At 60.9% G+C, this 20,918-nt stretch carries 21 protein-coding genes and 1 tRNA gene; 16 read left to right on the top strand and 6 right to left on the bottom strand.

What is annotated here, in order from left to right; genetic code table 11:
- Positions 1-30 precede the first annotated feature (30 nt).
- Both egtB and DSM14862_RS09455 read right to left on the bottom strand, forming a co-directional pair.
- Positions 31-1,293 (bottom strand): ergothioneine biosynthesis protein EgtB, encoded by a 1,263-nt coding sequence (egtB, locus tag DSM14862_RS09460; RefSeq protein ID WP_007120039.1) that lies wholly within the window; start codon positions 1,291-1,293, stop codon positions 31-33.
- A gap of 368 nt (positions 1,294-1,661) precedes the next feature.
- A tRNA-Thr gene (locus DSM14862_RS09455) sits at positions 1,662-1,737 on the bottom strand.
- 127 nt (positions 1,738-1,864) lie between these two features.
- Between DSM14862_RS09455 and DSM14862_RS09450 the strand changes: the two genes are divergently transcribed.
- Positions 1,865-2,740 (top strand): hypothetical protein, encoded by an 876-nt coding sequence (locus DSM14862_RS09450; protein WP_007120038.1) that lies wholly within the window; start codon positions 1,865-1,867, stop codon positions 2,738-2,740.
- 3 nt (positions 2,741-2,743) lie between these two features.
- Here the strand turns inward: DSM14862_RS09450 and DSM14862_RS09445 are convergent, their stop codons facing one another.
- A complete protein-coding gene (locus tag DSM14862_RS09445; protein ID WP_007120037.1) occupies positions 2,744-4,150 on the bottom strand; it encodes a pyridoxal phosphate-dependent decarboxylase family protein in 1,407 nt (468 codons plus the stop codon).
- Positions 4,147-4,344 (bottom strand): hypothetical protein, encoded by a 198-nt coding sequence (locus tag DSM14862_RS09440; protein ID WP_007120036.1) that lies wholly within the window; start codon positions 4,342-4,344, stop codon positions 4,147-4,149. Before DSM14862_RS09440 ends, DSM14862_RS09445 begins: the two co-directional genes overlap by 4 nt.
- Between DSM14862_RS09440 and hpaR the strand changes: the two genes are divergently transcribed.
- Complete coding sequence (gene hpaR, locus DSM14862_RS09435) at positions 4,337-4,789, top strand: homoprotocatechuate degradation operon regulator HpaR (RefSeq protein WP_243254227.1); 453 nt, start codon at positions 4,337-4,339, stop codon at positions 4,787-4,789. The two genes, DSM14862_RS09440 and hpaR, sit on opposite strands and share 8 nt — an antisense overlap.
- Positions 4,790-4,801: 12 nt before the next feature.
- On the opposite strand, the gene DSM14862_RS09430 is transcribed toward hpaR, so the two are convergent.
- Positions 4,802-5,680, bottom strand: a complete 879-nt coding sequence (locus tag DSM14862_RS09430) for a 2-dehydro-3-deoxygalactonokinase (RefSeq protein ID WP_007120034.1) — start codon at positions 5,678-5,680, stop codon at positions 4,802-4,804.
- 171 nt (positions 5,681-5,851) lie between these two features.
- Here DSM14862_RS09430 and DSM14862_RS09425 point away from each other — a divergent pair, with 171 nt between their 5' ends.
- The 14 genes from DSM14862_RS09425 to DSM14862_RS09360 all read left to right on the top strand — a co-directional run bounded on the left by DSM14862_RS09425 (position 5,852) and on the right by DSM14862_RS09360 (position 20,065).
- A complete protein-coding gene (locus tag DSM14862_RS09425; protein WP_007120033.1) occupies positions 5,852-8,143 on the top strand; it encodes a bifunctional salicylyl-CoA 5-hydroxylase/oxidoreductase in 2,292 nt (763 codons plus the stop codon).
- A complete protein-coding gene (locus DSM14862_RS09420) occupies positions 8,140-8,871 on the top strand; it encodes an SDR family NAD(P)-dependent oxidoreductase (protein ID WP_007120032.1) in 732 nt (243 codons plus the stop codon). Before DSM14862_RS09425 ends, DSM14862_RS09420 begins: the two co-directional genes overlap by 4 nt.
- Positions 8,868-9,329: a MarR family winged helix-turn-helix transcriptional regulator gene (locus DSM14862_RS09415; RefSeq protein WP_007120031.1), complete on the top strand. Its 462-nt coding sequence runs from the start codon at positions 8,868-8,870 to the stop codon at positions 9,327-9,329. Before DSM14862_RS09420 ends, DSM14862_RS09415 begins: the two co-directional genes overlap by 4 nt.
- Positions 9,319-10,119 carry an enoyl-CoA hydratase family protein gene (locus tag DSM14862_RS09410; RefSeq protein ID WP_007120030.1) on the top strand — a complete coding sequence of 267 codons (801 nt, stop codon included), beginning with the start codon at positions 9,319-9,321 and terminating at the stop codon, positions 10,117-10,119. Before DSM14862_RS09415 ends, DSM14862_RS09410 begins: the two co-directional genes overlap by 11 nt.
- Before the next feature lie 49 nt (positions 10,120-10,168).
- Complete coding sequence (locus tag DSM14862_RS09405; protein WP_007120029.1) at positions 10,169-11,320, top strand: acyl-CoA dehydrogenase family protein; 1,152 nt, start codon at positions 10,169-10,171, stop codon at positions 11,318-11,320.
- Positions 11,317-12,939 carry an AMP-binding protein gene (locus DSM14862_RS09400; protein ID WP_007120028.1) on the top strand — a complete coding sequence of 541 codons (1,623 nt, stop codon included), beginning with the start codon at positions 11,317-11,319 and terminating at the stop codon, positions 12,937-12,939. The genes DSM14862_RS09405 and DSM14862_RS09400 overlap by 4 nt, the downstream gene beginning before the upstream one ends.
- A complete protein-coding gene (locus DSM14862_RS09395) occupies positions 12,936-13,763 on the top strand; it encodes a tryptophan 2,3-dioxygenase (RefSeq protein WP_007120027.1) in 828 nt (275 codons plus the stop codon). Before DSM14862_RS09400 ends, DSM14862_RS09395 begins: the two co-directional genes overlap by 4 nt.
- Positions 13,764-14,954 carry a kynureninase gene (kynU, locus tag DSM14862_RS09390; protein WP_007120026.1) on the top strand — a complete coding sequence of 397 codons (1,191 nt, stop codon included), beginning with the start codon at positions 13,764-13,766 and terminating at the stop codon, positions 14,952-14,954.
- Positions 14,955-15,041: 87 nt separating this feature from the next.
- Positions 15,042-16,187: an ABC transporter substrate-binding protein gene (locus tag DSM14862_RS09385; protein ID WP_007120025.1), complete on the top strand. Its 1,146-nt coding sequence runs from the start codon at positions 15,042-15,044 to the stop codon at positions 16,185-16,187.
- Positions 16,188-16,282: 95 nt separating this feature from the next.
- On the top strand, positions 16,283-17,200 hold the full coding sequence (locus tag DSM14862_RS09380; protein WP_007120024.1) for a branched-chain amino acid ABC transporter permease: 918 nt from the start codon (positions 16,283-16,285) through the stop codon (positions 17,198-17,200).
- 1 nt (position 17,201) lies between these two features.
- Entirely contained in the window at positions 17,202-18,185 is a 984-nt protein-coding gene (locus DSM14862_RS09375) for a branched-chain amino acid ABC transporter permease (protein WP_007120023.1), read from the top strand.
- A 16-nt stretch (positions 18,186-18,201) separates the two neighbouring features.
- A complete protein-coding gene (locus DSM14862_RS09370; RefSeq protein WP_040701378.1) occupies positions 18,202-18,957 on the top strand; it encodes an ABC transporter ATP-binding protein in 756 nt (251 codons plus the stop codon).
- A complete protein-coding gene (locus DSM14862_RS09365) occupies positions 18,954-19,643 on the top strand; it encodes an ABC transporter ATP-binding protein (protein WP_007120021.1) in 690 nt (229 codons plus the stop codon). Before DSM14862_RS09370 ends, DSM14862_RS09365 begins: the two co-directional genes overlap by 4 nt.
- Positions 19,644-19,666: 23 nt before the next feature.
- On the top strand, positions 19,667-20,065 hold the full coding sequence (locus DSM14862_RS09360) for a RidA family protein (protein WP_007120020.1): 399 nt from the start codon (positions 19,667-19,669) through the stop codon (positions 20,063-20,065).
- A 57-nt stretch (positions 20,066-20,122) separates the two neighbouring features.
- Here DSM14862_RS09360 and DSM14862_RS09355 read toward each other — a convergent pair whose 3' ends face one another.
- Complete coding sequence (locus DSM14862_RS09355; protein ID WP_007120019.1) at positions 20,123-20,917, bottom strand: metal ABC transporter permease; 795 nt, start codon at positions 20,915-20,917, stop codon at positions 20,123-20,125.
- Position 20,918 lies beyond the last annotated feature (1 nt).

The following is a 20,918-nucleotide window of genomic DNA, read 5'->3' as shown; positions in this document are numbered from 1 at the left end:
TCGGGGCGCGTCCATGTTGCTAAGCCAAGCCTAGCGCGCATCGCGGGCCAATCGCAGGCCCATCATCTGCCAGCGTTGATGCGGATAAAAGAACGTCCGGTAGCTGGGACGCAGCTGATCTTTAGGCGTGGCACAGGAACCACCGCGCAGCACGCGCTGGTTGACCATGAACTTGCCGTTGTATTCACCTAAAGCGCCTTCAGGCGGCCGGAAGCCGGGATAGGGGGCAAAGTCAGAGGATGTCCACTCCCAAACATCGCCCCAAATGCCCTGTCCAGGCAAAGGCCGGAGCGGCCCAAGGTCACCCGCATCGCCCATCAAGTTGCCGCCCATCGGCACGTCGCGAAAAGCGACCTCATGCTCTGCTTCGGTGGGCAAACGGCCCCCGGCCCAACGGGCAAAGGCTTCGGCCTCATAGTAGCTGACATGTACCACGGGCGCGTCAAGTGCTACGGGCTGGGGGCCGCGCAGGCTGAAGGTCCACCATTCGTCATCCTGCCGCCACCAATATAGCGGGTGCTCCCAGCTTTCGCGCTGCGCAACGGCATGACCTTCCATCAGCCAAAGCCGCGCGTCGCTGTAGCCGCCATCCTCCATAAAGGCGATCCATTCGCGGTTGGTCACCGGCCGGTCGGCAATCTCATAAGGGTCAAGCCACGTCTTGTGCCGCGGTCCTTCGCAATCATAGGCAAAACCGTGTCCGTCATGACCAATTTCGATAAGGCCGCCCGCGTGGCGCGTGAAATTGAGGGGGGTTTGATCGGTCACCGCAAGCGGCTCGGGGTCTTTATAGGTCGGCAGGAGGGGATTAAAGCTCAGCCCATGCAGCAGGTCCGTGATCAAAAGTTCTTGATGCTGCATTTCGTGGTGACAGCCCAGTTCGACCAGATGCGCGATCTCATGTGAATCGTCGCGGCTGGCGTTCATTAAATCGTTCAAACTGTTTTCGACATGATCCCGGTAGGCCCGTACGGCGTCCCCGTCCGGGCGCGACACCAATCCTCGTTTGTCACGGGCATGGCGCGGCCCGGCTCGGACATAGTAAGAGTTGAACAGCACGGCGAAACGGTCATCAGGTGACCTATAATCCGCAACCCGCGGTTTGAGGATGAACTCTTCAAAGAACCACGTCGTATGCGCCAGATGCCATTTCACCGGAGAGGCGTCTTCCATACTTTGCAGCATCATATCTTCGGGACAGAGCGGTGCCGCCAATGCCCGCGTCCGGCTGCGGGTCGCGGTGAAAAGGTTCAACGCCTCATCAGGGGACATTTCCAGAGGGGTGGCATTCATATCGCGCGCTCCTTTGATGGTCCACTGACGGGCTCCACTATGGGCAAATTTAAGGCCGATGCGCAGATTTCAAGTGGTAAGTAATGCTTAACAGGTGGGGCGTGGAGGACTTTCGCGCTTGGCCTAGCGCAACAGAGCGCCTCGGGGCACGTCGCCCAGAAGCGGCGCGCAGCAGGTGCTGACTAACTCTTCGCTGTCTTTTCGACACGCAAAAGCGGCGCGGCGGTTAAAACCAAAGCGTACGCTGAAGGGCTCCTTAAGGCGCCCAGCCTTGCCCTCAATAGCAAAGTAAGACCGAAGACGTCGCGCGGATCATCAACACGCGAGACGGGCCTAAGCATAGGGCGTTTAAAGGTATTCAGAAGAAGTGGTGCCCCCACACGGACTCGAACCGCGGACCTACTGATTACAAATCAGTTGCTCTACCAGCTGAGCTATAGGGGCACTGGGGGCTCATTTAGAGAAAGGACGCGGGGGGTGCAAGAGGAGAAATGCGGGTTTCTTTCGGATTTTACACGGGCCACGGGACGGGCTATTCAACGCCAAGGTTTTAGCGGTTGAGCGGAGTATCATGCAGCTCGTTTTGCACACAGGCGTCCATTTCACAGAAGACGAGCGGCTGCTTAAGTGCCTGCTGCGTAACCAAGATGATCTTGCCAAAGCGGGGATCAAGGTGCCGGGGCCCAGCACCTACCGCAACCTGTTTCGCGACACGCTCAACGCCATGCACAAAGCCGAGCCGTCGGGTGTGGCGCGTGATGTATTGCTGGATGCGTTTTTGGATGATGGGACGGCAAACCGTGTGATCCTGTCGGATGCCAATTTCTTCCGCTCTCCGGCGACGGCCCTGCAGCAGGGGATGCTATATTCGGCAGCGCCTGTGCGGATGCTGCGCATGGCGCAGCTTTTCCCCGAAGATGAGATCAGCATCTTTATGGCGATTCGAAACCCGGCGTCGCTGGTGCCCGTGCTATATGAAAAAGCAGCAGATAAAACCTCGGCGGCGTTCTGGGGCGAGCGGGGCCCGGAAGACCTGCGGTGGTCCGAAACAATTAGCCAGCTGCGCGAGGCGGCACCGGATGTCCCAATTACAATTTGGTGCAACGAAGACGCGCCGCTGATCTGGGCGCAGATCATCCGCGACATGGCCGGATTGGCACCTGAGACAAAGATCAAAGGCGGCTTTGATCTGCTGCATGCCATCATGTCCGAAGAGGGGATGCGGCGTTTTCGCAGCTATGTCGACACGCACCCTGAGATGTCTGAGGCGCAGAAACGGCGGGTGATTACCGCTTTTCTCGACAAATACGCGCTCGAAGAAGAGATCGAAGAAGAGCTCGACATGCCCGGCTGGACCGAAGAGTTGGTCGAGCAGATGACTGCGCTTTATGACGCGGATGTCGAGATCATCCGCGCCATGCCGGGTGTCACCTTTATCACGCCCTAAGGCTTAGTCTGCACCGGCCAATTCGGTGATCACGTCATAGGCCATGGCCACATCCTCGGCCGTGGCGGTGAAAGCGCCCGCTTGGAAACGGATGACCAGCGCCCCGTCGATGCGGGTTTGGGTAAGGTAGATGCGGCCATCTTCGTTGATGCGATTGAGCAGGTCTTGGTTATGCGCGTCTAGGTCTGCTTCCGTCGCCAAATGGCGGAAAGTGAAGAGCGATAGCATCGGTTGCGTGACAATCTCAAAGCCTTCCGTCTGCTCCAGCCGTGCGGCCAAATCCTGCGCCCATGCCACATGGTTGCGGATCATCTCACGCAGCCCTTCCAGCCCATGCGCACGGATCAGGAACCATAGTTTCAGCGCCCGAAAACGGCGACCCAGTGGCACCGACCATTCGGAATAGTTAACGATCCCATCCGCGCCGTGGGTTTTCAGATACTCCGGCTGGATCGCCAGCGTGCGGACCAAATCCTCGGGGTCACGCAGGAAGTGGGTCGTGCAATCAAACTGCGCACCCAGCCATTTATGGGGGTTCATCACCACGGAATCGGCACGCTCCACCCCGGCCCAGAGGCTGCGGAACTCAGGGCAGATCATCGCCGATCCGGCCCAAGCCGCGTCGACATGGGTATAAAGCCCTTCCGCCTCGGCCACATCCATCACGGCGGCAATGTCGTCACTTGCGCCCGCGCTGGTGCCGCCAGTGCAGGCGATGATACCCGCAGGCAGATGCCCTGCTGCGCGATCGGCGGTGATGGCGGCGCGCAAGGCGTCTGCATCCATCGCGCGGGTTGGGCCGTGGGTCGGGATGCGGACAAGGTTCTCTTCGCCCAATCCCGCGATCCAGATGGCCCGGTCGATGGAGGTGTGCACCTCTGCTGAGCAATAGACCCGCAGGCGCGGCTGACCGGAAAGCCCCGCTTTGTTGCCCTGCCAATCCAGCGTCCGTTCGCGCATGGTCAGCACGGCGCAAAGCGTGGCGGAGCTGGCGCTGTCTTGGATCACCCCGGTAAAGCCATCGGGCAGGCCGATGGCTTGGCGCATCCAGTCGCAGACGCGGGTTTCCAATTCGGTCGCCGCCGGAGAGGTCTGCCACAGCATGCACTGCGCCGCGATGGCAGAGACGAAATATTCCGCCAACACCGAAACCGGGGCCGCATTGGCCGGGAAATAGGCAAAGAACCGGGGGTGCTGCCAATGGGTCATGCCGGGCATGATGGTCTGCTCAAAATCGTCAAAGATTGCCTGCATCGCCTCGGCCCCTTCGGGCGGGGTGTCGGGCAGGGCAGAGAGCACCGCGCCGGGGGTGACCTGTGCGCGCACCGGGCGGCTGCGCAGGCCCGCGTGATAATCTGCGGCCCAATCAGCCGCGCGGCGGCCCCAATGGCGGAAGTCTTCCCAGTTCATGCGCGGCTCCCGTGGTTCTGTGTGTTGGTTTTGTTGCGCATTTCCTGCCCCTTGTTGTTGTATTGTCTCACTATAGTCCCGCTCTGCATCGCCTCTTCAAGAATGGCATTACAGCGGTTATGGTGATCGTCACGCCCTAAGGGGCGGTAATTGACTTGGTAAGTAGCGATCAGGAAACCGTCAAGAATGGCCACAATGCCCCCCCTGCGCCGCACGGCCCGTACCCTGCCGATCGCGCTGTTGCGCGCCCGCGAAAGGGTGATGGGGCCAATCCGCGAAATTCTGAACAAAAGTGGCATCTCGGAACAGAAGTTCCGCGTGCTGCGCGTGGTCGACGAATCTGGCCCGATGGAGCAGACTGCACTGGCGCAAGAAGCCTGCTTGCTGTTGCCCAGCCTGACCCGGATGCTGCGCGCGATGGAGCAAGAGGGACTGCTCAGCCGTGCCAGTGATCCAGACGACGGGCGCAAGTCTATTGTCACGATCACCGATCAGGGGCAGCAGATTCTGCAAGACCATGCGGGCGCCGCCGCCGCGTTGTTTTCGGATTTCGAAGCGCGTTTCGGCAAGCAGCGGATGGAAGACCTGCTGGATATGCTCGAAGACCTCGTCAATCTGGATATACAGAAGAAAGACTGACGGGCAGGGTGCTTAGCCCCCATTGACCGCCCGCCGCACTGCGCAAATCCCGGCCAATGCCATGCGGCTGCCGTCAGTGTCGGTCGCGGGCGCGCCTTGCTGCGACAAGGCCCGCAGGTATAGCTGCGCCGCGCCGCCTGCGCTGATCACCGCCAAGGTTTGTCCCAACCAATATGGCCGCGCTGCCGCCAGTTCTGCGCCGATAAGTGTGCCAGCCAACCGTGCCTCTGCGGTGGGGGGCGGAACCTCTCCCAATGTCAGATCGGCACGGATGGAGGCCAGCCGTCCCGCCATACGCTCGGGCCGCGACAGCCCATCGCTGAGGGCGTCGTCGAAGGCCGTGTCGTCCAGCGCGGTGCCCTCGGCGGGGGTGCCTTGGCCCAAGTGGCCCAGCAATTCTCTGGTCAGGAAGGTCTGAAAGCTCACCACTTCGCCCGCGCTGATCTGGGCCCAAACCGAAGTCGCCCCCGGCAGGCAGATGACCCCGTCCCAATCCTTGTTGAGGCTCAGAAACCCCGCGATCCGCGTCTCTGCCCCTTGCAGCAACCCACTTGGCTCACGCTGGCGCAGGGCTGGGATAATCTGAAGGTCGAAGTTCTCTGTTGTAATGGGCGTTGTTGCTTGGGCAATCGCATTGCAAGGAACCGCGCGGGGGGTGGCATTGGCCCAGCCCGCAGAGAGCCCAGCCACAAATGTCGGCAGGCGGGTCAGGTGCCACGGCGCGGTGAGGGTTTTCAGTATCGCGTCGAACCCCTCAACGGAGGACTGCTGCGCGGCGTCGCCATCCGCTGTGGCGGTCTCTAGGACTGAGCTGCCCTGCATCGCCCAGAGGTTCAAACGGGTCTCCTGTACCTCTACGGCCAGCCAGTCTGCCTTGCTCACATCCGTCATTTTGCCGCCCTTCGTCGTGAATCTCCTGTCTGCCATAGGCCCTGTGACCCTTGGGTTCAATCCTTCTGCCCGCCGTCTTGCCGATATTACTTTAAGCCTAAAATATTTACTCTTGAACGAAAAAGCGACTCGGCTTACGCTCCCTCCAAACCGAACCAGAGGGGAATTTCGATGCGTGCAATCTGTCTTGGCGGTGGTCCTGCGGGGCTGTACTTTGCGATTTCGCTAAAGCTGCGCCAGCCCGACGCCGATGTGACCGTGATGGAGCGTAACCGCGCCGATGACACTTTCGGGTGGGGCGTTGTGCTCTCGGATGAGACGCTCGATAACCTTGAGGCTAACGACCCGGTATCTGCCAAAGAGATCCGCAGCCATTTCGCCTATTGGGACGATATTGCCCTGCATCATAAGGGCCATGTGATCCACAGCACTGGGCACGGTTTCTGTGGCATCGGCCGCAAACGGTTGCTGCTGATCTTGCAAGAACGGGCGCGCGAACTGGGGGTGAACCTTCAGTTTGAAAGCGAAGTGAAAGCCGCGTCTGACTATATGGATGACTACGATCTGGTGGTCGCTGCCGACGGGCTGAACTCCAAAACCCGGATGGAGTTCGAAGATACGTTCCAGCCCGACATTGACGTGCGCCGCTGCCCCTTTGTCTGGCTCGGCACGCATCAAAAATTCGACAACGCCTTTACCTTCATCTTTGAACAGACCGACAAAGGCTGGATTTGGGTCCACGCCTATCAGTTCGACAAGGACACGGCGACTTTCATCGTGGAATGCAGCCAAGAGACCTTTGACGCTTACGGCTTCGGCGAAAAAACCCAGGAAGAAACCATCGCGATCTGCGAAGAAATCTTCAAAGACCACCTCGGCGGCCATAAGCTGATGACCAATGCCAGCCACATCCGCGGCTCGGCTTGGATCAAGTTCCCCCGCGTGCTTTGTGAAAAGTGGAGTCATGAGAATGTCGTGCTCTTGGGCGATGCCTCGGCCACGGCGCATTTCTCGATCGGGTCGGGCACGAAACTGGCGCTGGAGTCTGCGATCTCACTGGCCAAGCACGTTAGCGATGATGCGGACCTGCCCACCGCCTTTGAGAAATACGAAGAAGCCCGCCGCCTTGAGGTACTGCGTCTGCAATCGGCGGCGCGCAACTCGGTTGAATGGTTTGAAGATGTCGAGCGCTATCTCGACCTTGACCCGGTGCAGCTCAACTACTCCATGCTGACCCGCAGCCAGCGGATCAGCCACGAGAACCTGCGCGAACGCGATGCCAAGTGGTTGGAAGGGGCCGAGAAATGGTTCCTCGAACAGGCGGGCGCCGACAGCAACGGCCCGGTGCGTGCGCCGATGTTCGCGCCGTTTCAGCTGCGTGACATGAAGCTTGAGAACCGTATCGTCGTCTCGCCGATGGCGCAGTACAAGGCCGTCGATGGCTGCCCGACCGATTGGCACCTGATCCACTACGCCGAACGCGCCAAGGGCGGGGCAGGGCTGGTCTATACCGAGATGACCTGCGTCTCGCCCGAGGGCCGCATCACGCCGGGCTGCCCGGGCCTTTACGCGCCCGAACATGAGGCTGCGTGGCAGCGTTTGACCGAATTCGTCCATGCCGAAACGGATGCTAAAATCTGCTGCCAGATCGGCCACTCGGGGCGCAAAGGCTCGACACAGCTCGGCTGGGAAGAGATGGACGCGCCGCTGAAAGCCGGCAACTGGGACATCATATCGGCCTCCGCGATCCCGTGGTCGGAAAACAACGCCGTGCCAAAGGCCGCGACCCGCGACGACATGGACACGATCCGCGACGAATTCGTCGAAGCCACCCGCATGGCCGAGCGCGCCAATTTCGACATGGTTGAGCTGCACGCGGCGCACGGTTATCTGATTTCGTCGTTCATCTCGCCCCTGTCGAACCAGCGCGACGATGAATACGGCGGCAGCCTGGAAAACCGCATGCGCTACTCACTGGAAGTGTTCAAAGCGATGCGCGACGCATGGCCCGAAGGGAAGCCGATGGCAGTGCGTATCTCCGCAAACGACTGGGTCGAAGAAGACGGCGTTACCCCCGAAGAAGCCGTTGAAATAGCCCGCATGTTCAGCGAGGCGGGGGCCGATATCATCGATGTGTCCGCAGGCCAGACCTCGAAACAAGCCAAGCCGGTCTATGGCCGCATGTTCCAGACCCCCTTCAGCGACCGCATCCGCAACGACGGCGGGATCAAGACCATGGCGGTGGGCAACATCTTTGAAGCGGACCACGTCAATTCGATCTTGATGGCGGGCCGTGCCGATCTGGTCTGTCTTGCCCGTCCGCATCTCGCCGATCCTTACTGGACGCTGCATGCCGCCGCCGCAATTGGCGACCGCCATGCCGACTGGCCGCTGCCCTACGGGCCGGGCCGCGATCAGGCTTGGCGTCTGGCGGACCGTGCCGCAGAGATGGAGAAAGTATGAGCCATGTGATCATCACCGGCGGCGGCTCTGGCGTCGGGGCAGAGATTGCCCGCGCCGTGGCCGCCAATGGCGCCAAAGTCACCATCATGGGCCGCCGTGAAGCGCCACTGCGCGAACAGGGCCTGCCGTTTCAGACCTGTGACGTGACCGATGCGCAGGCCGTGGCCGATGCCTTTGCCGCCGCCCGTGCGGAAAATGGCCCCATCACCGGGGTCATCGCCAATGCGGGCGCGGCCCATTCCGCGCCCTTCCACAAGATCACCGCGCAGGACATGAGCGACATGCTGGCGGTCAACGTCACCGGCGTTTTTAACGTCTGGCAGGCGGCGCTGGCGGATATGAAAGAGGCCAAACAGGGTCGGCTCATCGCCGTCGCCTCCACCGCCGGGCTCAAGGGCTATCCTTACGTTGCGGGCTATGTCGCGGCGAAACACGGCGTGGTCGGGCTCACGCGCGCGCTGGCGCTGGAAGTGGCGCGCTCCGGGATCACCGTGAACGCTATTTGCCCCGGTTTCATTGACACGCCACTGCTGGAGCGTTCGGTCGAGAACATCACTGCCACCACCGGTAAATGCGCCGATGAGGCCCGCGCCATCCTGAAACGCGCCAGCCCGCAAAACCGCTTTGTCGAAACCTCGGAAGTCGCCGCCGCGGCGCTTTATCTGCTGTCGGACGCCGCCGCTTCGGTCAACGGCCACGCGCTGTCGCTGTCGGGGGGCGAGGTGTGAGCAGCGCGGCCAAAGATCGCGTGCGCCTCTGGCTGCGGCTGCTGAAAGTCGTGCGCGGCCTTGAGCAAGAGTTGCGCGACACGCTGCGCCGCGAACACAATACCACGCTGCCGCGCTTCGATGTGATGTCGGCGCTCTCACGGCATCCGGAGGGGCTGAAGATGAGCCAGCTTTCCGGTGTGCTGCGGGTGTCTAACGGTAATGTCACCGGCATCGCGGACCGGTTGAGCGAAGAGGGGCTGGTGGAACGCATCCCCGTGCCCGGCGACCGCCGTGCTATGATGCTGCGCCTTACGCCCGAAGGGGCTGCCGAATTCGCGCTTCAAGCGCAGGCACATGAACATTGGATCAACGAAAAACTGCGCGGCGTCTCCCCCGAGGAAGCCCGCGCTATGGCGGCCCGCCTGCAGGCTTTCGCCGCCGAAACGGAAAAAGAGGAAAAAGCCCATGCGCAGTGATGTGAAGCACTTTCAATGCGAGATCAAAGACCGGATCGCCACCGTGCGGCTCGACCGGCCCGACCGGAAAAACCCGCTGACCTTCGACAGCTACGCTGAGCTGCGGGATTGGTTCCGCGATCTGGTCTATGCCGATGATGTCGATGTTGTGATCTTCGGCTCCAACGGGGGTAACTTTAGCTCCGGTGGCGATGTCCATGATATCATTGGGCCTTTGACCCGGATGAACATGAAGGAACTGTTGCGATTTACCCGTATGACCGGCGATTTGGTCAAGGCGATTGTGAATTGCGGCAAGCCGGTTATCGCCGCTGTGGATGGGGTCTGCGTCGGCGCGGGCGCGATCATCGCTATGGCCTCTGACCTGCGGCTGGCAACGGCGGAAGCCAAGACGGCCTTCCTTTTCACCCGCGTCGGTCTTGCAGGCTGCGACATGGGCGCTTGCGCGATCCTGCCGCGCATCATCGGCCAGACGCGGGCTGCCGAACTGCTCTACACCGGGCGGGCGATGACGGCTGAAGAGGGCGAACGCTGGGGCTTCTACAACCGTCTGGTGACGGCCGAAACGCTGGAAGAGGAAGCGCTGAAGCTGGCGCAGAAAATCCAAGCGGGCCCAAATTTCGCGCATATGATGACCAAAACGATGCTGGCCCAAGAATGGGCCATGTCCATCGAACAGGCCATTGAAGCCGAGGCGCAGGCGCAGGCAATCTGCATGCAGACCGGCGATTTTGAGCGCGCTTATAACGCATTCGTTGCGAAGGAACGCCCAGTCTTTGAAGGGGACTGAGCCAATAACAACACGCCAAATGACAAAACAACGCGGGGAGGCGTAAACCATGGCTGACAAAAGTTTTCTCGACTGGCCCTTCTTTGAGCCGCGCCACAAGGAACTGGCGCTGGCGCTTGATGACTGGGCTGGGCAAGAACTGAAGAACGTGGATCACAGCGACACCGATGGCGCCTGCCGCGATCTGGTGACGATGATGGGCCAAGACGGCTGGCTGCGCCACAGCGGCGCCGAGGGCGATGAGGTGCTAGATGTGCGCTCTCTCTGTCTGATCCGCGAGACGCTGGCACGTCATGACGGGCTGGCTGATTTCGCCTTTGCGATGCAGGGGCTTGGCACCGGGGCGATCTCGCTTTTCGGGACGGGCGAGCAAAAGGCCGAATGGCTGCCCAAGACGCGCTCGGGGCAGGCGATCTCGGCCTTCGCATTGACCGAACCGCAGTCTGGATCCGACGTGGCAAACTCCACCATGACGGCCAAGGCTGACGGTAACGGCTATGTGCTCGACGGGCGCAAGACGTGGATTTCCAACGGTGGCATCGCGAATGTCTATACCGTGTTTGCGCGCACCGGAGAGGCACCGGGGGCCAAGGGGCTGTCGGCGTTCATCGTGCCCGCCGATACGCCGGGTCTCAAGGTCGAGGAACGGCTCGAGGTTATGGCACCGCATCCGCTCGCTACGCTGCATTTTGACGGCGTGAAGCTGCCCGGCTCGGCGCTTTTGGGCGAAGCGGGACGCGGCTTTGCCATCGCCATGTCGGTGCTGGATGTGTTTCGTTCCACCGTGGCCGCTGCCGCACTGGGCTTTGCCCGCCGTGCGCTGGACGAAGCGCTGGCGCGGGTCACCAGCCGGCATGTGCAGGGCGCGCCGCTGAGTGAGTTGCAGCTGGTTCAGGGCCATATCGCTGACATGGCCGTGGACGTAGATGCCGCCGCCTTGCTCGTCTACCGCGCTGCTTGGACCAAAGACAGCGGCGCACCGCGTGTGACGCGGGAGGCGGCAATGGCCAAGCTCTTTGCCACCGATCAGGCGCAAAAGGTCATCGACACAGCTGTTCAATTGCACGGGGGCGACGGTGTGCGACATGGTGAGGCCGTCGAGCGCCTTTACCGTGAAATCAGGGCCTTGCGCATTTACGAAGGCGCGTCAGACGTGCAACGTGTGGTGATCGCCCGCCAGACATTGGGAGCCATGACATGAAGCTGCACCCGACCGGGCATGAAGACACATTCGCCCGTGATAACCTGCCGCCGTTTGCCCAATGGCCGGACCTTTTGCTTGAGAAGTTCGACTATCTAGAGCGCTTGAATATTGGCGTTGAACTAACTGATTCCATGGTGGAAAAAGGGTTCGGGGACCGCACAGCGTTGATCGGCAACGGGCGGCGGCGCACCTACAAAGAACTCGCCGATTGGACCAACCGACTGGCCCGCGCGATGGTGGATGATCTGGGGTTAAAGCCGGGCAACCGGGTGCTCATCCGCTCGGCGAACAACCCGGCGATGGTGGCTTGTTGGCTGGCCGCGACCAAGGCGGGTGCGGTGGTCGTCAACACCATGCCGATGCTGCGCGCAGGCGAGTTGTCGGCGATTGTCGATAAAGCCGAGATCAGCCACGCGCTTTGTGACACGCGGCTGATGGATGAGATGACGACCTGCGCGAAGTCGTCGAAATTTCTGAAAACGGTTGTGGGCTTTGACGGCACCAGCAACCATGATGCAGAGCTTGACCGTTTGGCGCTCGAAAAGCCGGTGCAGTTTGAGGCCGCAGATACCGCGCAGGACGATGTGGCGCTGCTTGGGTTTACTTCAGGAACGACTGGTAACCCCAAAGCAACAATGCATTTTCACCGCGATCTTTTGATTATTGCGGACGGCTATGCGCGTGAGGTTCTGGGGGTTACGCCTGAGGATGTCTTTGTCGGCTCGCCGCCTTTGGCCTTTACCTTCGGCCTTGGTGGGCTTGCGGTTTTCCCGCTCCGTTTCGGGGCCGCGGCGACGCTGCTGGAAACAGCCAGTCCGCCCAATATGATTGAGATTATTGAGAAATATAAGGCGACGGTCTGTTTCACCGCGCCCACGGCCTACCGCGCGATGTTGCAGGCGATGGAAGAGGGTGCGGACCTTAGCAGTCTCCGCGCCGCTGTTTCTGCCGGGGAGACATTGCCCGCACCGGTCTATCATGAATGGAAGGAGAAGACCGGTAAACCCATGCTCGACGGGATCGGCGCCACAGAGATGTTGCATATCTTCATCTCCAACCGGTTTGATGACCACCGCGCTGCTTGTACCGGGAGACCTGTCACGGGCTATGAAGCGCGGGTGATCGACGCCGACGGGAATGAGGTGCCGCGCGGCGAGGTAGGGCGTTTGGCTGTGCGCGGGCCTATCGGCTGTCGCTATCTGGGCGATGCCCGGCAGGCTGACTACGTCAAGGACGGCTGGAACATCACCGGCGACAGCTTCACAATGGACGAGGACGGCTATCTTCATTTCGCAGCCCGCAACGACGATATGATCATCAGTTCCGGTTACAATATCGCCGGGCCAGAGGTTGAAGCGGCATTGCTGAGCCACCCGATGGTGAGCGAATGCGGCGTCGTCGCCGCGCCGGACGAAGCGCGTGGGTCTATCGTGCAGGCGCATGTGGTTCTGGTTGACGGAGCGCCAGAAGATGCCAATACAATCAAAACATTGCAGGACCACGTTAAAGCAACAATCGCGCCCTATAAATACCCGCGCGACATTCGCTTTATCAAGGAACTGCCCAAGACTGCGACCGGAAAAATTCAGCGTTTTGCGTTGAGAGAGGGTAAATGAGTACGTTTGACGAAGCCTCCAAAGGCGCGAAGATGAGTTTCGCCAAGGATAAGTCCTATGGCGATTATCTGGGGTTGGATCAAATTCTGACCACTAAAAACCCGCTGGATATGGCGCATGACGGGTTGTTGTTTATCATCCAGCATCAGACGTCAGAGTTGTGGATGAAGCTTGCGATCCATGAATTGACCGCCTGCCGTAAGGCGCTGCAAGCCGGGGAATTACGCCAAAGTTTCAAGATGTTGACCCGTGTTGCGCGAATCTTTGAGCAGCTTAACTCCGCGTGGGATGTGCTGCGTACGATGACGCCGAGCGAATATACACAATTCCGTCCGTATCTAGGTGCATCGTCGGGGTTTCAGTCGTACCAATACCGCTTGATTGAGTACCTACTTGGCAACCGTATCGCCGCGCTGACCAAGCTGCATGAGCATACGCCAGAACCCCATGCCGAACTTGTGGCTGAGATGGAGCAGCCCAGCCTTTATCAGGTGGCGATTGATTTGCTGTGTGAACGGATGGGGGCGCCGTCCCTCGCAGGCAGCCCAGAGCCGAAGGCTTGGGAGGCCCGGCCAGAGGTACAAGACCTGTGGCAGAAGGTTTATGAAGACCCGACAACCCATTGGGAACTCTATGAATTGGCGGAAAAGCTCGTCGATCTCGAAGACTATTTCCGGCGCTGGCGGTTCAACCACGTCACCACCGTGGAACGCATAATCGGTTTCAAGCGCGGCACCGGGGGCACGTCGGGCGTGACCTATCTGCGTAAAATGCTCGAAGTGGAACTTTTCCCCGAGCTTTGGCATGTGAGAGGAGCACTGTAAGTGTCTGACGTATTGAAGAAAGATCAGTTTATCCTGCCTGAGGGCGTGATCTACCTCGACGGCAACTCGCTGGGGCCGCTGCCCAAGGCCGCAGCGGCGCGGGTGCAGGAGATGATTACCGCTGAATGGGGTGAAATGCTGATCCGCGGCTGGAACCAAGCCGGGTGGATGGAACAGCCCACGCGCGTCGGCAATATGGTCGCCGGGATCGTCGGTGCGCCGGAAGGGTCGGTCGTGATGGGCGACACACTGTCGATCAAGGTGTTTCAAGCGCTGGCCTCGGCGGTCAAACTGCGCCCCGGTCGCAAGGTGATCTTGTCGGACACCGGCAACTTCCCGTCGGACCTTTATATGGCCGAAGGCTTGGTGGGGCTGCTGGAGCAGGGGTACGAGTTGCGCACCGTAGCGCCTGAAGAGGTGAAAGACGCGATCAATGAAGACATCGCGGCGGTGATGCTGACCGAGGTCGATTACCGCACCGGGCGCAAGCATGACATGAAAGCGATGACCGAACTAACCCACGCCAGCGGTGCTGTGATGATCTGGGATCTGGCGCATTCCGCGGGCGCGTTGCCGGTTGATCTGGCGGGCAGCAACTGTGAGTTTGCGGTCGGCTGCACCTATAAATACCTCAACGGCGGGCCGGGCGCACCGGGGTTCATCTATGTGCGGTCTGATTTGGCCGACAGCGTGCAACCGGCACTGGCCGGGTGGCTGGGGCACCGGCAGCCCTTTGCCTTTGATCTGGAATACAAACCCGGGCAGGGCATTGAGCGGATGCGCGTTGGCACGCCGCCGGTGATCCAACTGACCGCGCTGGAAGTGGCGATGGAGCTTTGGGCCGATGTGGACATGCAAGACCTGCGCGCGGCCTCGATCGCGCTGCAGGAGCAGTTCATCGAAGAGATTGAGCGTGACGTGCCGCAGCTGACCCTCGCCAGCCCGCGCAACAGTGCGGAGCGTGGCAGCCAAGTCTCCTTCCGCTTTGAAGAAGGCTACGCCGCGATGCAGGCCGTGATTGACCGAGGCGTGATCGGCGACTTCCGCGCGCCGGACATCATGCGTTTTGGCTTCACGCCGCTCTATCTCGATGCCTCCGACGTATCCAAAGCCGTCGCGATTATCCGCGATGTGATGGTAAATCGGCTTTGGGATGACGAAAAATACAAGACCCGCGCGAGGGTGACCTGACAGGGTCAATTCCCCTCGTTAAGCTGGCGATACGACCCAACAGAACGGGCCCATCAAAGAGGCTCAAACCAACCAAGGGAGAATAAAATGAAGATGAAGTCTTTTGTGATGGCGGCCTCGGTCGCGGCACTGGCGGCGGGCGGCGCATGGGCCGAAGGCGGCAAGGTGAAGGTCGGTATGATCACCACCCTATCAGGCGGCGGCGCGGGCCTTGGCATCGACGTGCGCGACGGGTTCATGCTGGCCACGAAAATGGCTGGAAATGAGAACCTTGAGGTCGTTGTCGAGGACGACCAGCGCAAACCCGAGATCGCCGTGCAGCTTGCTGACAAGATGATCCAGTCCGAGAAGGTCGACGTGCTGACCGGGATCATTTGGTCGAACCTCGCCATGGCCGTCGTGCCAGCAGCGACCGCGCAGGGCAAGTTCTACCTTAGCCCTAACGCTGGCCCTTCGGCGCTGGCAGGCAAAGGCTGTAACAAGCTTTACTTCAACGTCGCATGGCAGAACGACAACCTGCATGAGGCAGCGGGCGCTTACGCCAATGACGCAGGGTACAAGAACACCTTCATGCTGGCGCCGAACTATCCAGCGGGCAAGGATGCGCTGACGGGCTATAAGCGCACCTATGAGGGCGAAGCTGCGGGTGAGGTTTACACTGATCTGGGCCAGACCGACTACGCCGCCCAGATCGCGCAGATCCGTGCGTCAGGTGCGGATAGCGTCTTCTTCTTCTTGCCCGGCGGCATGGGGATTTCCTTCCTCAAACAATACGCCAACTCCGGCGTTGATCTGCCCGTTGTTGGCCCGGCCTTCAGCTTTGACCAAGGCATCTTGCAGGCTGTGGGCGAAGCCGCCCTTGGCATCAAGAACACCAGCCAGTGGAACAAGGACTTGGACAACGAGGCCAACAAAGAGTTCGTGGCCGCGTTCCAAGAAGAATACGACCGTTTGCCATCGCTTTACGCGAGCCAAGGCTACGACACCGCGAACCTGCTGCTGAGCGCGATGGGCAAGGCGGATGTCTCTGACGCCGATGCCTTCCAAGCGGCCTTGAAGGAGGCGGATTTCGCCTCCGTGCGGGGCAAGTTCAGCTTTGGTAACAACCAGCACCCGATCCAAGATTACTACGTGCGTGAAGTGGTGAAAGAGGGCGATGTTTACACCAACAAGCTCATCGGCCCCTCGCTGACGGATCATGCTGACGCCTACGCGGCTGACTGCAAAATGTAATCCCGCGCGGCCCCGACGCAGATCTCGCGCCGGGGCCGACATTTCACCACTTACACGCCGGGCCACGTGTCCGGCGCGCCGGGAGACTTTGCTAAATGTCATTCATCCTGCTAATCGAACAGGTGTTAAACGGGGTTCAATCCGGGGTCATGCTGTTCTTGATGGCAGCGGGGCTGACGCTCATCTTCGGGGTCATGGGGCTGATTAACCTCGCTCATGGATCGCTTTATATGGTCGGCGCTTTTGCGGCTGCGGCTGTCGCTGCGGCGACGGGGTCATTCCTGCTGGCGCTGGTGGCGGCCTTGGCGGCGGCTGCTTTGGCTGGCTGTCTCATTGAGATGACGGTGATCCGCAGGCTCTATGACCGCGACCACCTTGATCAAGTGCTGGCCACCTTTGCCTTAATCCTGATTTTCTCGGAAGGGACGCGGTTTCTGTTCGGCTCCTTCCCGCTGTTTCTCGAAATTCCCTCGGCGCTGTCCGGCCCGGTGATGCTGCCCGGGGGCATTCAATATCCGCTCTACCGTTTGGTCATCATCGGTGTCGGGTTGGTGATTGCCGCGGGGCTGTTTTTGCTGATCGCGCGGACCCGCATCGGCATCCAAATCCGCGCAGGCGAGGCGGATCGCGAGATGATCGCAGCGCTTGGCGTCGATATCGCCAAGCTCTACACACTGATCTTCGCGCTCGGGGCGGCGCTGGCCGGGCTTGCCGGCGCGCTGGTGGGGGCCATTCAATCGGTGCAGGTGGGCATGGGCGAGCCGGTGCTAATCCTCGCTTTTGTGGTCATCGTCATCGGCGGCATCGGCTCGATTAAAGGCGCGCTCATTGGGGCGCTGCTGGTGGGGCTGACAGACACGCTGGGGTCAGTCCTGCTGCCGCTGTTCTTTGCCAATTTCATGGAGGCGTCGGCGGCCACATCCGTAGGCTCTTCGCTGGCATCCATGTCGATCTATATTTTGATGGCGGGGGTTTTGCTGTTCAAACCCACCGGCCTCTTTGGGGAGGCGTGAGATGACCCGCGAAACCATTCTTAACACCTTCCTCTTTCTGCTGCTGCCCGCCACGGCACTTGCGGCCTTTGCGCTGGATGAGCCGTTCATCATCACGCTGGCGACCAAGGCTGCAATCCTTGCGCTGGCGGGGGTTGGGCTGAACATCGCGCTTGGCCTCGGCGGGCTGGTCAGCTTTGGCCACGCGGCATTCTTTGGCCTTGGTGGCTATGCCATGGGCATACTGGCGGCTCACGCGCAGAGTTATACGCCGCTGATGGAAAGCCCCATTTTGATTGAGGGCACCAAGTCTATGCCGGTGATCTGGTTGGTGGCGCTGGTGGTCTCGGCCCTTGCGGCGCTGCTGATCGGGGCGCTGAGCCTGCGCACCTCTGGCGTATACTTCATCATGCTCACGCTCGCCTTTGGGCAGATGCTGTTCTATTTTGCGATCTCTTGGCCTGCCTATGGCGGCGAAGACGGTCTGTCGATCTATGTGCGCAACGGGTTTCCGGGGTTGAACACGCTTGATCCGCTGACGTTTTTTGCTGTTGCTTTTGCGATCCTAGCTGTGGTCCTTTTCTTTGTCGGTCGACTGGCCCGCGCACCCTTCGGGCTGGCGCTGTCGGCGGCGCGGCAAAACGCCGAGCGGGTAGAGGCCGTGGGCCTTGCGCCCTTCCGGCTGCGGCTGGTGGCCTTTGTGATCTCTGGCGCGGTCACAGGGCTGGCGGGGGCGCTTTTTGCTGACCTCAACCGGTTCGTTAGCCCGACGATGTTCTCTTGGCAGACGAGCGGGGAAATCATGGTCTTTGTGATCCTCGGCGGGGTGGGGCGGCTCTTTGGCCCAGTGGCCGGAGCGGCGCTGTTTATCTTGCTTGAGCATGTTTTGGGGGGCTTAAGCGAGTTCTGGCACATCTATCTGGGGCTGCTGTTGCTGCTGGTCGTGCTCTTTGCCCGTGGCGGCATGATTGGCCTGATCGCCGGACGGGAGGTGGCCCATGACTGAACAGATGCCCGAACAGATGACTGAGGCGCTTTTGGACATACGCAACCTGCACAAAAGCTTTGGTGCGTTGAAGGCGACTGACAATGTATCGCTGACCCTGCGCAAGGGTGAGATCCACGCACTGATCGGCCCCAATGGCGCGGGCAAGTCGACGCTGATCAAACAGATCGCTGGCGGGCTACGCTCAGACAGTGGCACGGTTCATTTCGCGGGGCAGGACGTGACGCCCCTGAGCACCGTGCAGCGTGCGCGGGCGGGGCTGGGGCGGACGTTTCAAATCTCTTCGCTCGCGATGGAATATACCGTGCTGCAAAACGCGGTGCTGGGCGCGCTTGGGCAATCGGGCCGGGTGATGCGCTTCTTCGCGCCGGTGATGCGACAGGCAGAACTGCGGGCCGAGGCGATGCGCGCGTTGGAACTGGTGGGGCTGGCGGACCATGCGGCCAAGCGTACGGCGGACCTTTCTCACGGCCAGCGGCGGCAGCTAGAGGTCGCCGTGGCGCTGACCCTGCGGCCAAAGGTGTTTTTGATGGATGAACCGATGGCGGGCCTTGGGGCGAGTGGATCAAAGGAAATGACAGGGTTTCTTGATACGCTCCGGCAAGAAGCGCCGATCTTGTTGGTGGAACATGACATGGATGCGGTTTTCGCCCTCGCGGATCGTATTTCGGTGCTCGTCTATGGCCAGATCATCGCCAGCGGCACCGCGGCCGAGATCAAGGCGGACCCACAGGTGCGTGTTGCCTATCTGGGCGAGGAGGACGCAGCATGAGCTTGCTAGACCTAAAAGGCATCACCGCGTCCTACGGCCCGACGCAGGCGCTGTTCGGCGTTGATCTGGTGCTGAAGGAAGGCGAGGTCTGCGCGCTGATGGGGCGCAATGGGATGGGCAAATCCTCAACCATCAAAGTGATCTGCCGGATGCTGAAGCACAGTGGCGGCAGCGTGACGTTTGACGGGCGCGACATTGGCGGTCTGCCCAGTTTCCGCGCTGCGCAGGCGGGGGTGGGTCTGGTGCCGGAAGGTCGGCGCTGTTTCGCGCCGCTCACGGTGCATGAAAACCTCATCGCCGCCGCGCGTCCCGGTGAATGGGATGAGGCGCGGGTTGTCGCGCTTTTCCCCCGTCTGGGCGAACGGCGCGATCAGGCGGCAGGCTCGCTTTCGGGCGGCGAGCAGCAGATGTTGGCGATTGGCCGGGCGCTGATGACCAACCCGAAATTGCTGCTGCTGGACGAGGCGACCGAAGGGCTTGCCCCCGTGGTGCGCCAAGAAATCTGGGCTGCTGTGGCCCAGTTGAAACGTGACAGCGGGCTGGCGCTGCTGGTGGTGGATAAATCCCTCGCCGAGCTGCGCCGCGTCGCGGATCACGCCGTTATTCTCGAACGTGGACGCTCGGTCTGGACTGGCCCGATGCCCGCGCTCGATTCCCAAATCGCCGATCAGTTTCTCGGCGTGTGACTGTTAATAAAAAGGAACACGACATGTCGCATCAGACTATCCAGCCCGAAGGTTGGGCGCCCGCAAAGGGCTATGCCAATGGTATGCTCAGCGCCGATGGCCATCTTTTTGTCGGTGGTCAGATTGGTTGGACTGCGGACCAGAAATTTGAATGCCATGACTTTATCGGCCAGATGAAACAGGCGCTGCAAAACATCCGCGCTGTGGTCGAAGCGGCGGGTGGCACGCCCGAAGATATCATGCGCCTGACATGGTATGTGACGGATAAGAAAGAATATCTGGCCGCGCAAAAGGATGTGGGCCGCGCCTACCGCGAGGTGATGGGCAAGCATTTCCCGGCGATGGCCATGGTTGTGGTTGCAGGGCTTGTCGAAGACGAGGCCAAGCTTGAGATCGAAGCGGATGCAGTGATCAAGCGCTAAGCGCGCGGCACCGATAAGATAACCCGCGCGGCCCCATTGGGCCGGGCGGGCAAGGGCCTATGCCCGGCGCAGCAGTGGGGCCAGCGCCGAAGACAGCGCAAAGAGTCCGGCGGCGATGCTGACGATGCTGGGCCCCGTCGGCGTGTCGAACTCCAGCGAGGCCATCAGCCCACCTAGGGCTGCCAAAGCGCCCAGTCCCATCGCCCAAATTGCCATAGTCTCAGGCGTGCGGGCAAAGGGGCGCGCGGTGGCGGCGGGGATGATCAGCATGGCGGCGATCAGCAGCGCCCCCACCACTTTGATCGCCACAGCCACCATGATCGCCAGCGCCAACGTCAGGATCAACTGCTCGCGTTTTGGGTTGCCGCCAGAGGCCTGCGCGAGGTCGGGGTTCAACGTGGCGGCGAGCAACGCCGACCAGCGCCATGCCAACAGCAACGCCACGGCCACGGCCCCGCCCCAGATCACGGCAAGATCAAAGCGGGTGACGGCAAGGATTTCCCCAAAAAGGTAAGACGACAGATCAACCCGCTGCCCCGGCAGCAGCGACACGGCCACCAAGCCAAGCGCCAGCGCAGAATGGGCCATAACCCCCAGTAGCGCATCGGCACTGACATTGCGGCCCGACAGCGTGCTGATCACCAGCGCCATCACCAAGGCGACCAACAGAACGCCTGCGGTGATCGGCAGATCGGTCGCCAACGCCAGCGCAACGCCCAAAAGGGCGGCGTGGCTTGTGGCATCGCCGAAATAGGCCATGCGCCGCCAGATCACGAAACAGCCCAGCGGTGCGGCAGCCAGCGCCACGCCTAGCCCGGCAAGTGCGGCGCGCAGAATAAAGTCGTCAAGCATT

It is taken from the genome of Sulfitobacter indolifex, from assembly GCF_022788655.1.
GTDB classification, from domain to species: Bacteria; Pseudomonadota; Alphaproteobacteria; order Rhodobacterales; family Rhodobacteraceae; genus Sulfitobacter; species Sulfitobacter indolifex.
This window is presented reverse-complemented; position numbering and strand designations above follow the sequence as displayed.

Coding starts and splice junctions, on each gene's coding strand:
- egtB (WP_007120039.1), bottom strand. CDS start 1,293: ATGAATGCCACCCCTCTGGAAATGTCCCCTGATGAGGCGTTGAACCTT.
- DSM14862_RS09450 (WP_007120038.1), top strand. CDS start 1,865: ATGCAGCTCGTTTTGCACACAGGCGTCCATTTCACAGAAGACGAGCGG.
- DSM14862_RS09445 (WP_007120037.1), bottom strand. CDS start 4,150: ATGAACTGGGAAGACTTCCGCCATTGGGGCCGCCGCGCGGCTGATTGG.
- hpaR (WP_243254227.1), top strand. CDS start 4,337: ATGGCCACAATGCCCCCCCTGCGCCGCACGGCCCGTACCCTGCCGATC.
- DSM14862_RS09430 (WP_007120034.1), bottom strand. CDS start 5,680: ATGACGGATGTGAGCAAGGCAGACTGGCTGGCCGTAGAGGTACAGGAG.
- DSM14862_RS09425 (WP_007120033.1), top strand. CDS start 5,852: ATGCGTGCAATCTGTCTTGGCGGTGGTCCTGCGGGGCTGTACTTTGCG.
- DSM14862_RS09420 (WP_007120032.1), top strand. CDS start 8,140: ATGAGCCATGTGATCATCACCGGCGGCGGCTCTGGCGTCGGGGCAGAG.
- DSM14862_RS09410 (WP_007120030.1), top strand. CDS start 9,319: ATGCGCAGTGATGTGAAGCACTTTCAATGCGAGATCAAAGACCGGATC.
- DSM14862_RS09405 (WP_007120029.1), top strand. CDS start 10,169: ATGGCTGACAAAAGTTTTCTCGACTGGCCCTTCTTTGAGCCGCGCCAC.
- DSM14862_RS09400 (WP_007120028.1), top strand. CDS start 11,317: ATGAAGCTGCACCCGACCGGGCATGAAGACACATTCGCCCGTGATAAC.
- DSM14862_RS09395 (WP_007120027.1), top strand. CDS start 12,936: ATGAGTACGTTTGACGAAGCCTCCAAAGGCGCGAAGATGAGTTTCGCC.
- DSM14862_RS09385 (WP_007120025.1), top strand. CDS start 15,042: ATGAAGATGAAGTCTTTTGTGATGGCGGCCTCGGTCGCGGCACTGGCG.
- DSM14862_RS09380 (WP_007120024.1), top strand. CDS start 16,283: ATGTCATTCATCCTGCTAATCGAACAGGTGTTAAACGGGGTTCAATCC.
- DSM14862_RS09375 (WP_007120023.1), top strand. CDS start 17,202: ATGACCCGCGAAACCATTCTTAACACCTTCCTCTTTCTGCTGCTGCCC.
- DSM14862_RS09370 (WP_040701378.1), top strand. CDS start 18,202: ATGACTGAGGCGCTTTTGGACATACGCAACCTGCACAAAAGCTTTGGT.
- DSM14862_RS09365 (WP_007120021.1), top strand. CDS start 18,954: ATGAGCTTGCTAGACCTAAAAGGCATCACCGCGTCCTACGGCCCGACG.
- DSM14862_RS09360 (WP_007120020.1), top strand. CDS start 19,667: ATGTCGCATCAGACTATCCAGCCCGAAGGTTGGGCGCCCGCAAAGGGC.
- DSM14862_RS09355 (WP_007120019.1), bottom strand. CDS start 20,917: ATGCTTGACGACTTTATTCTGCGCGCCGCACTTGCCGGGCTAGGCGTG.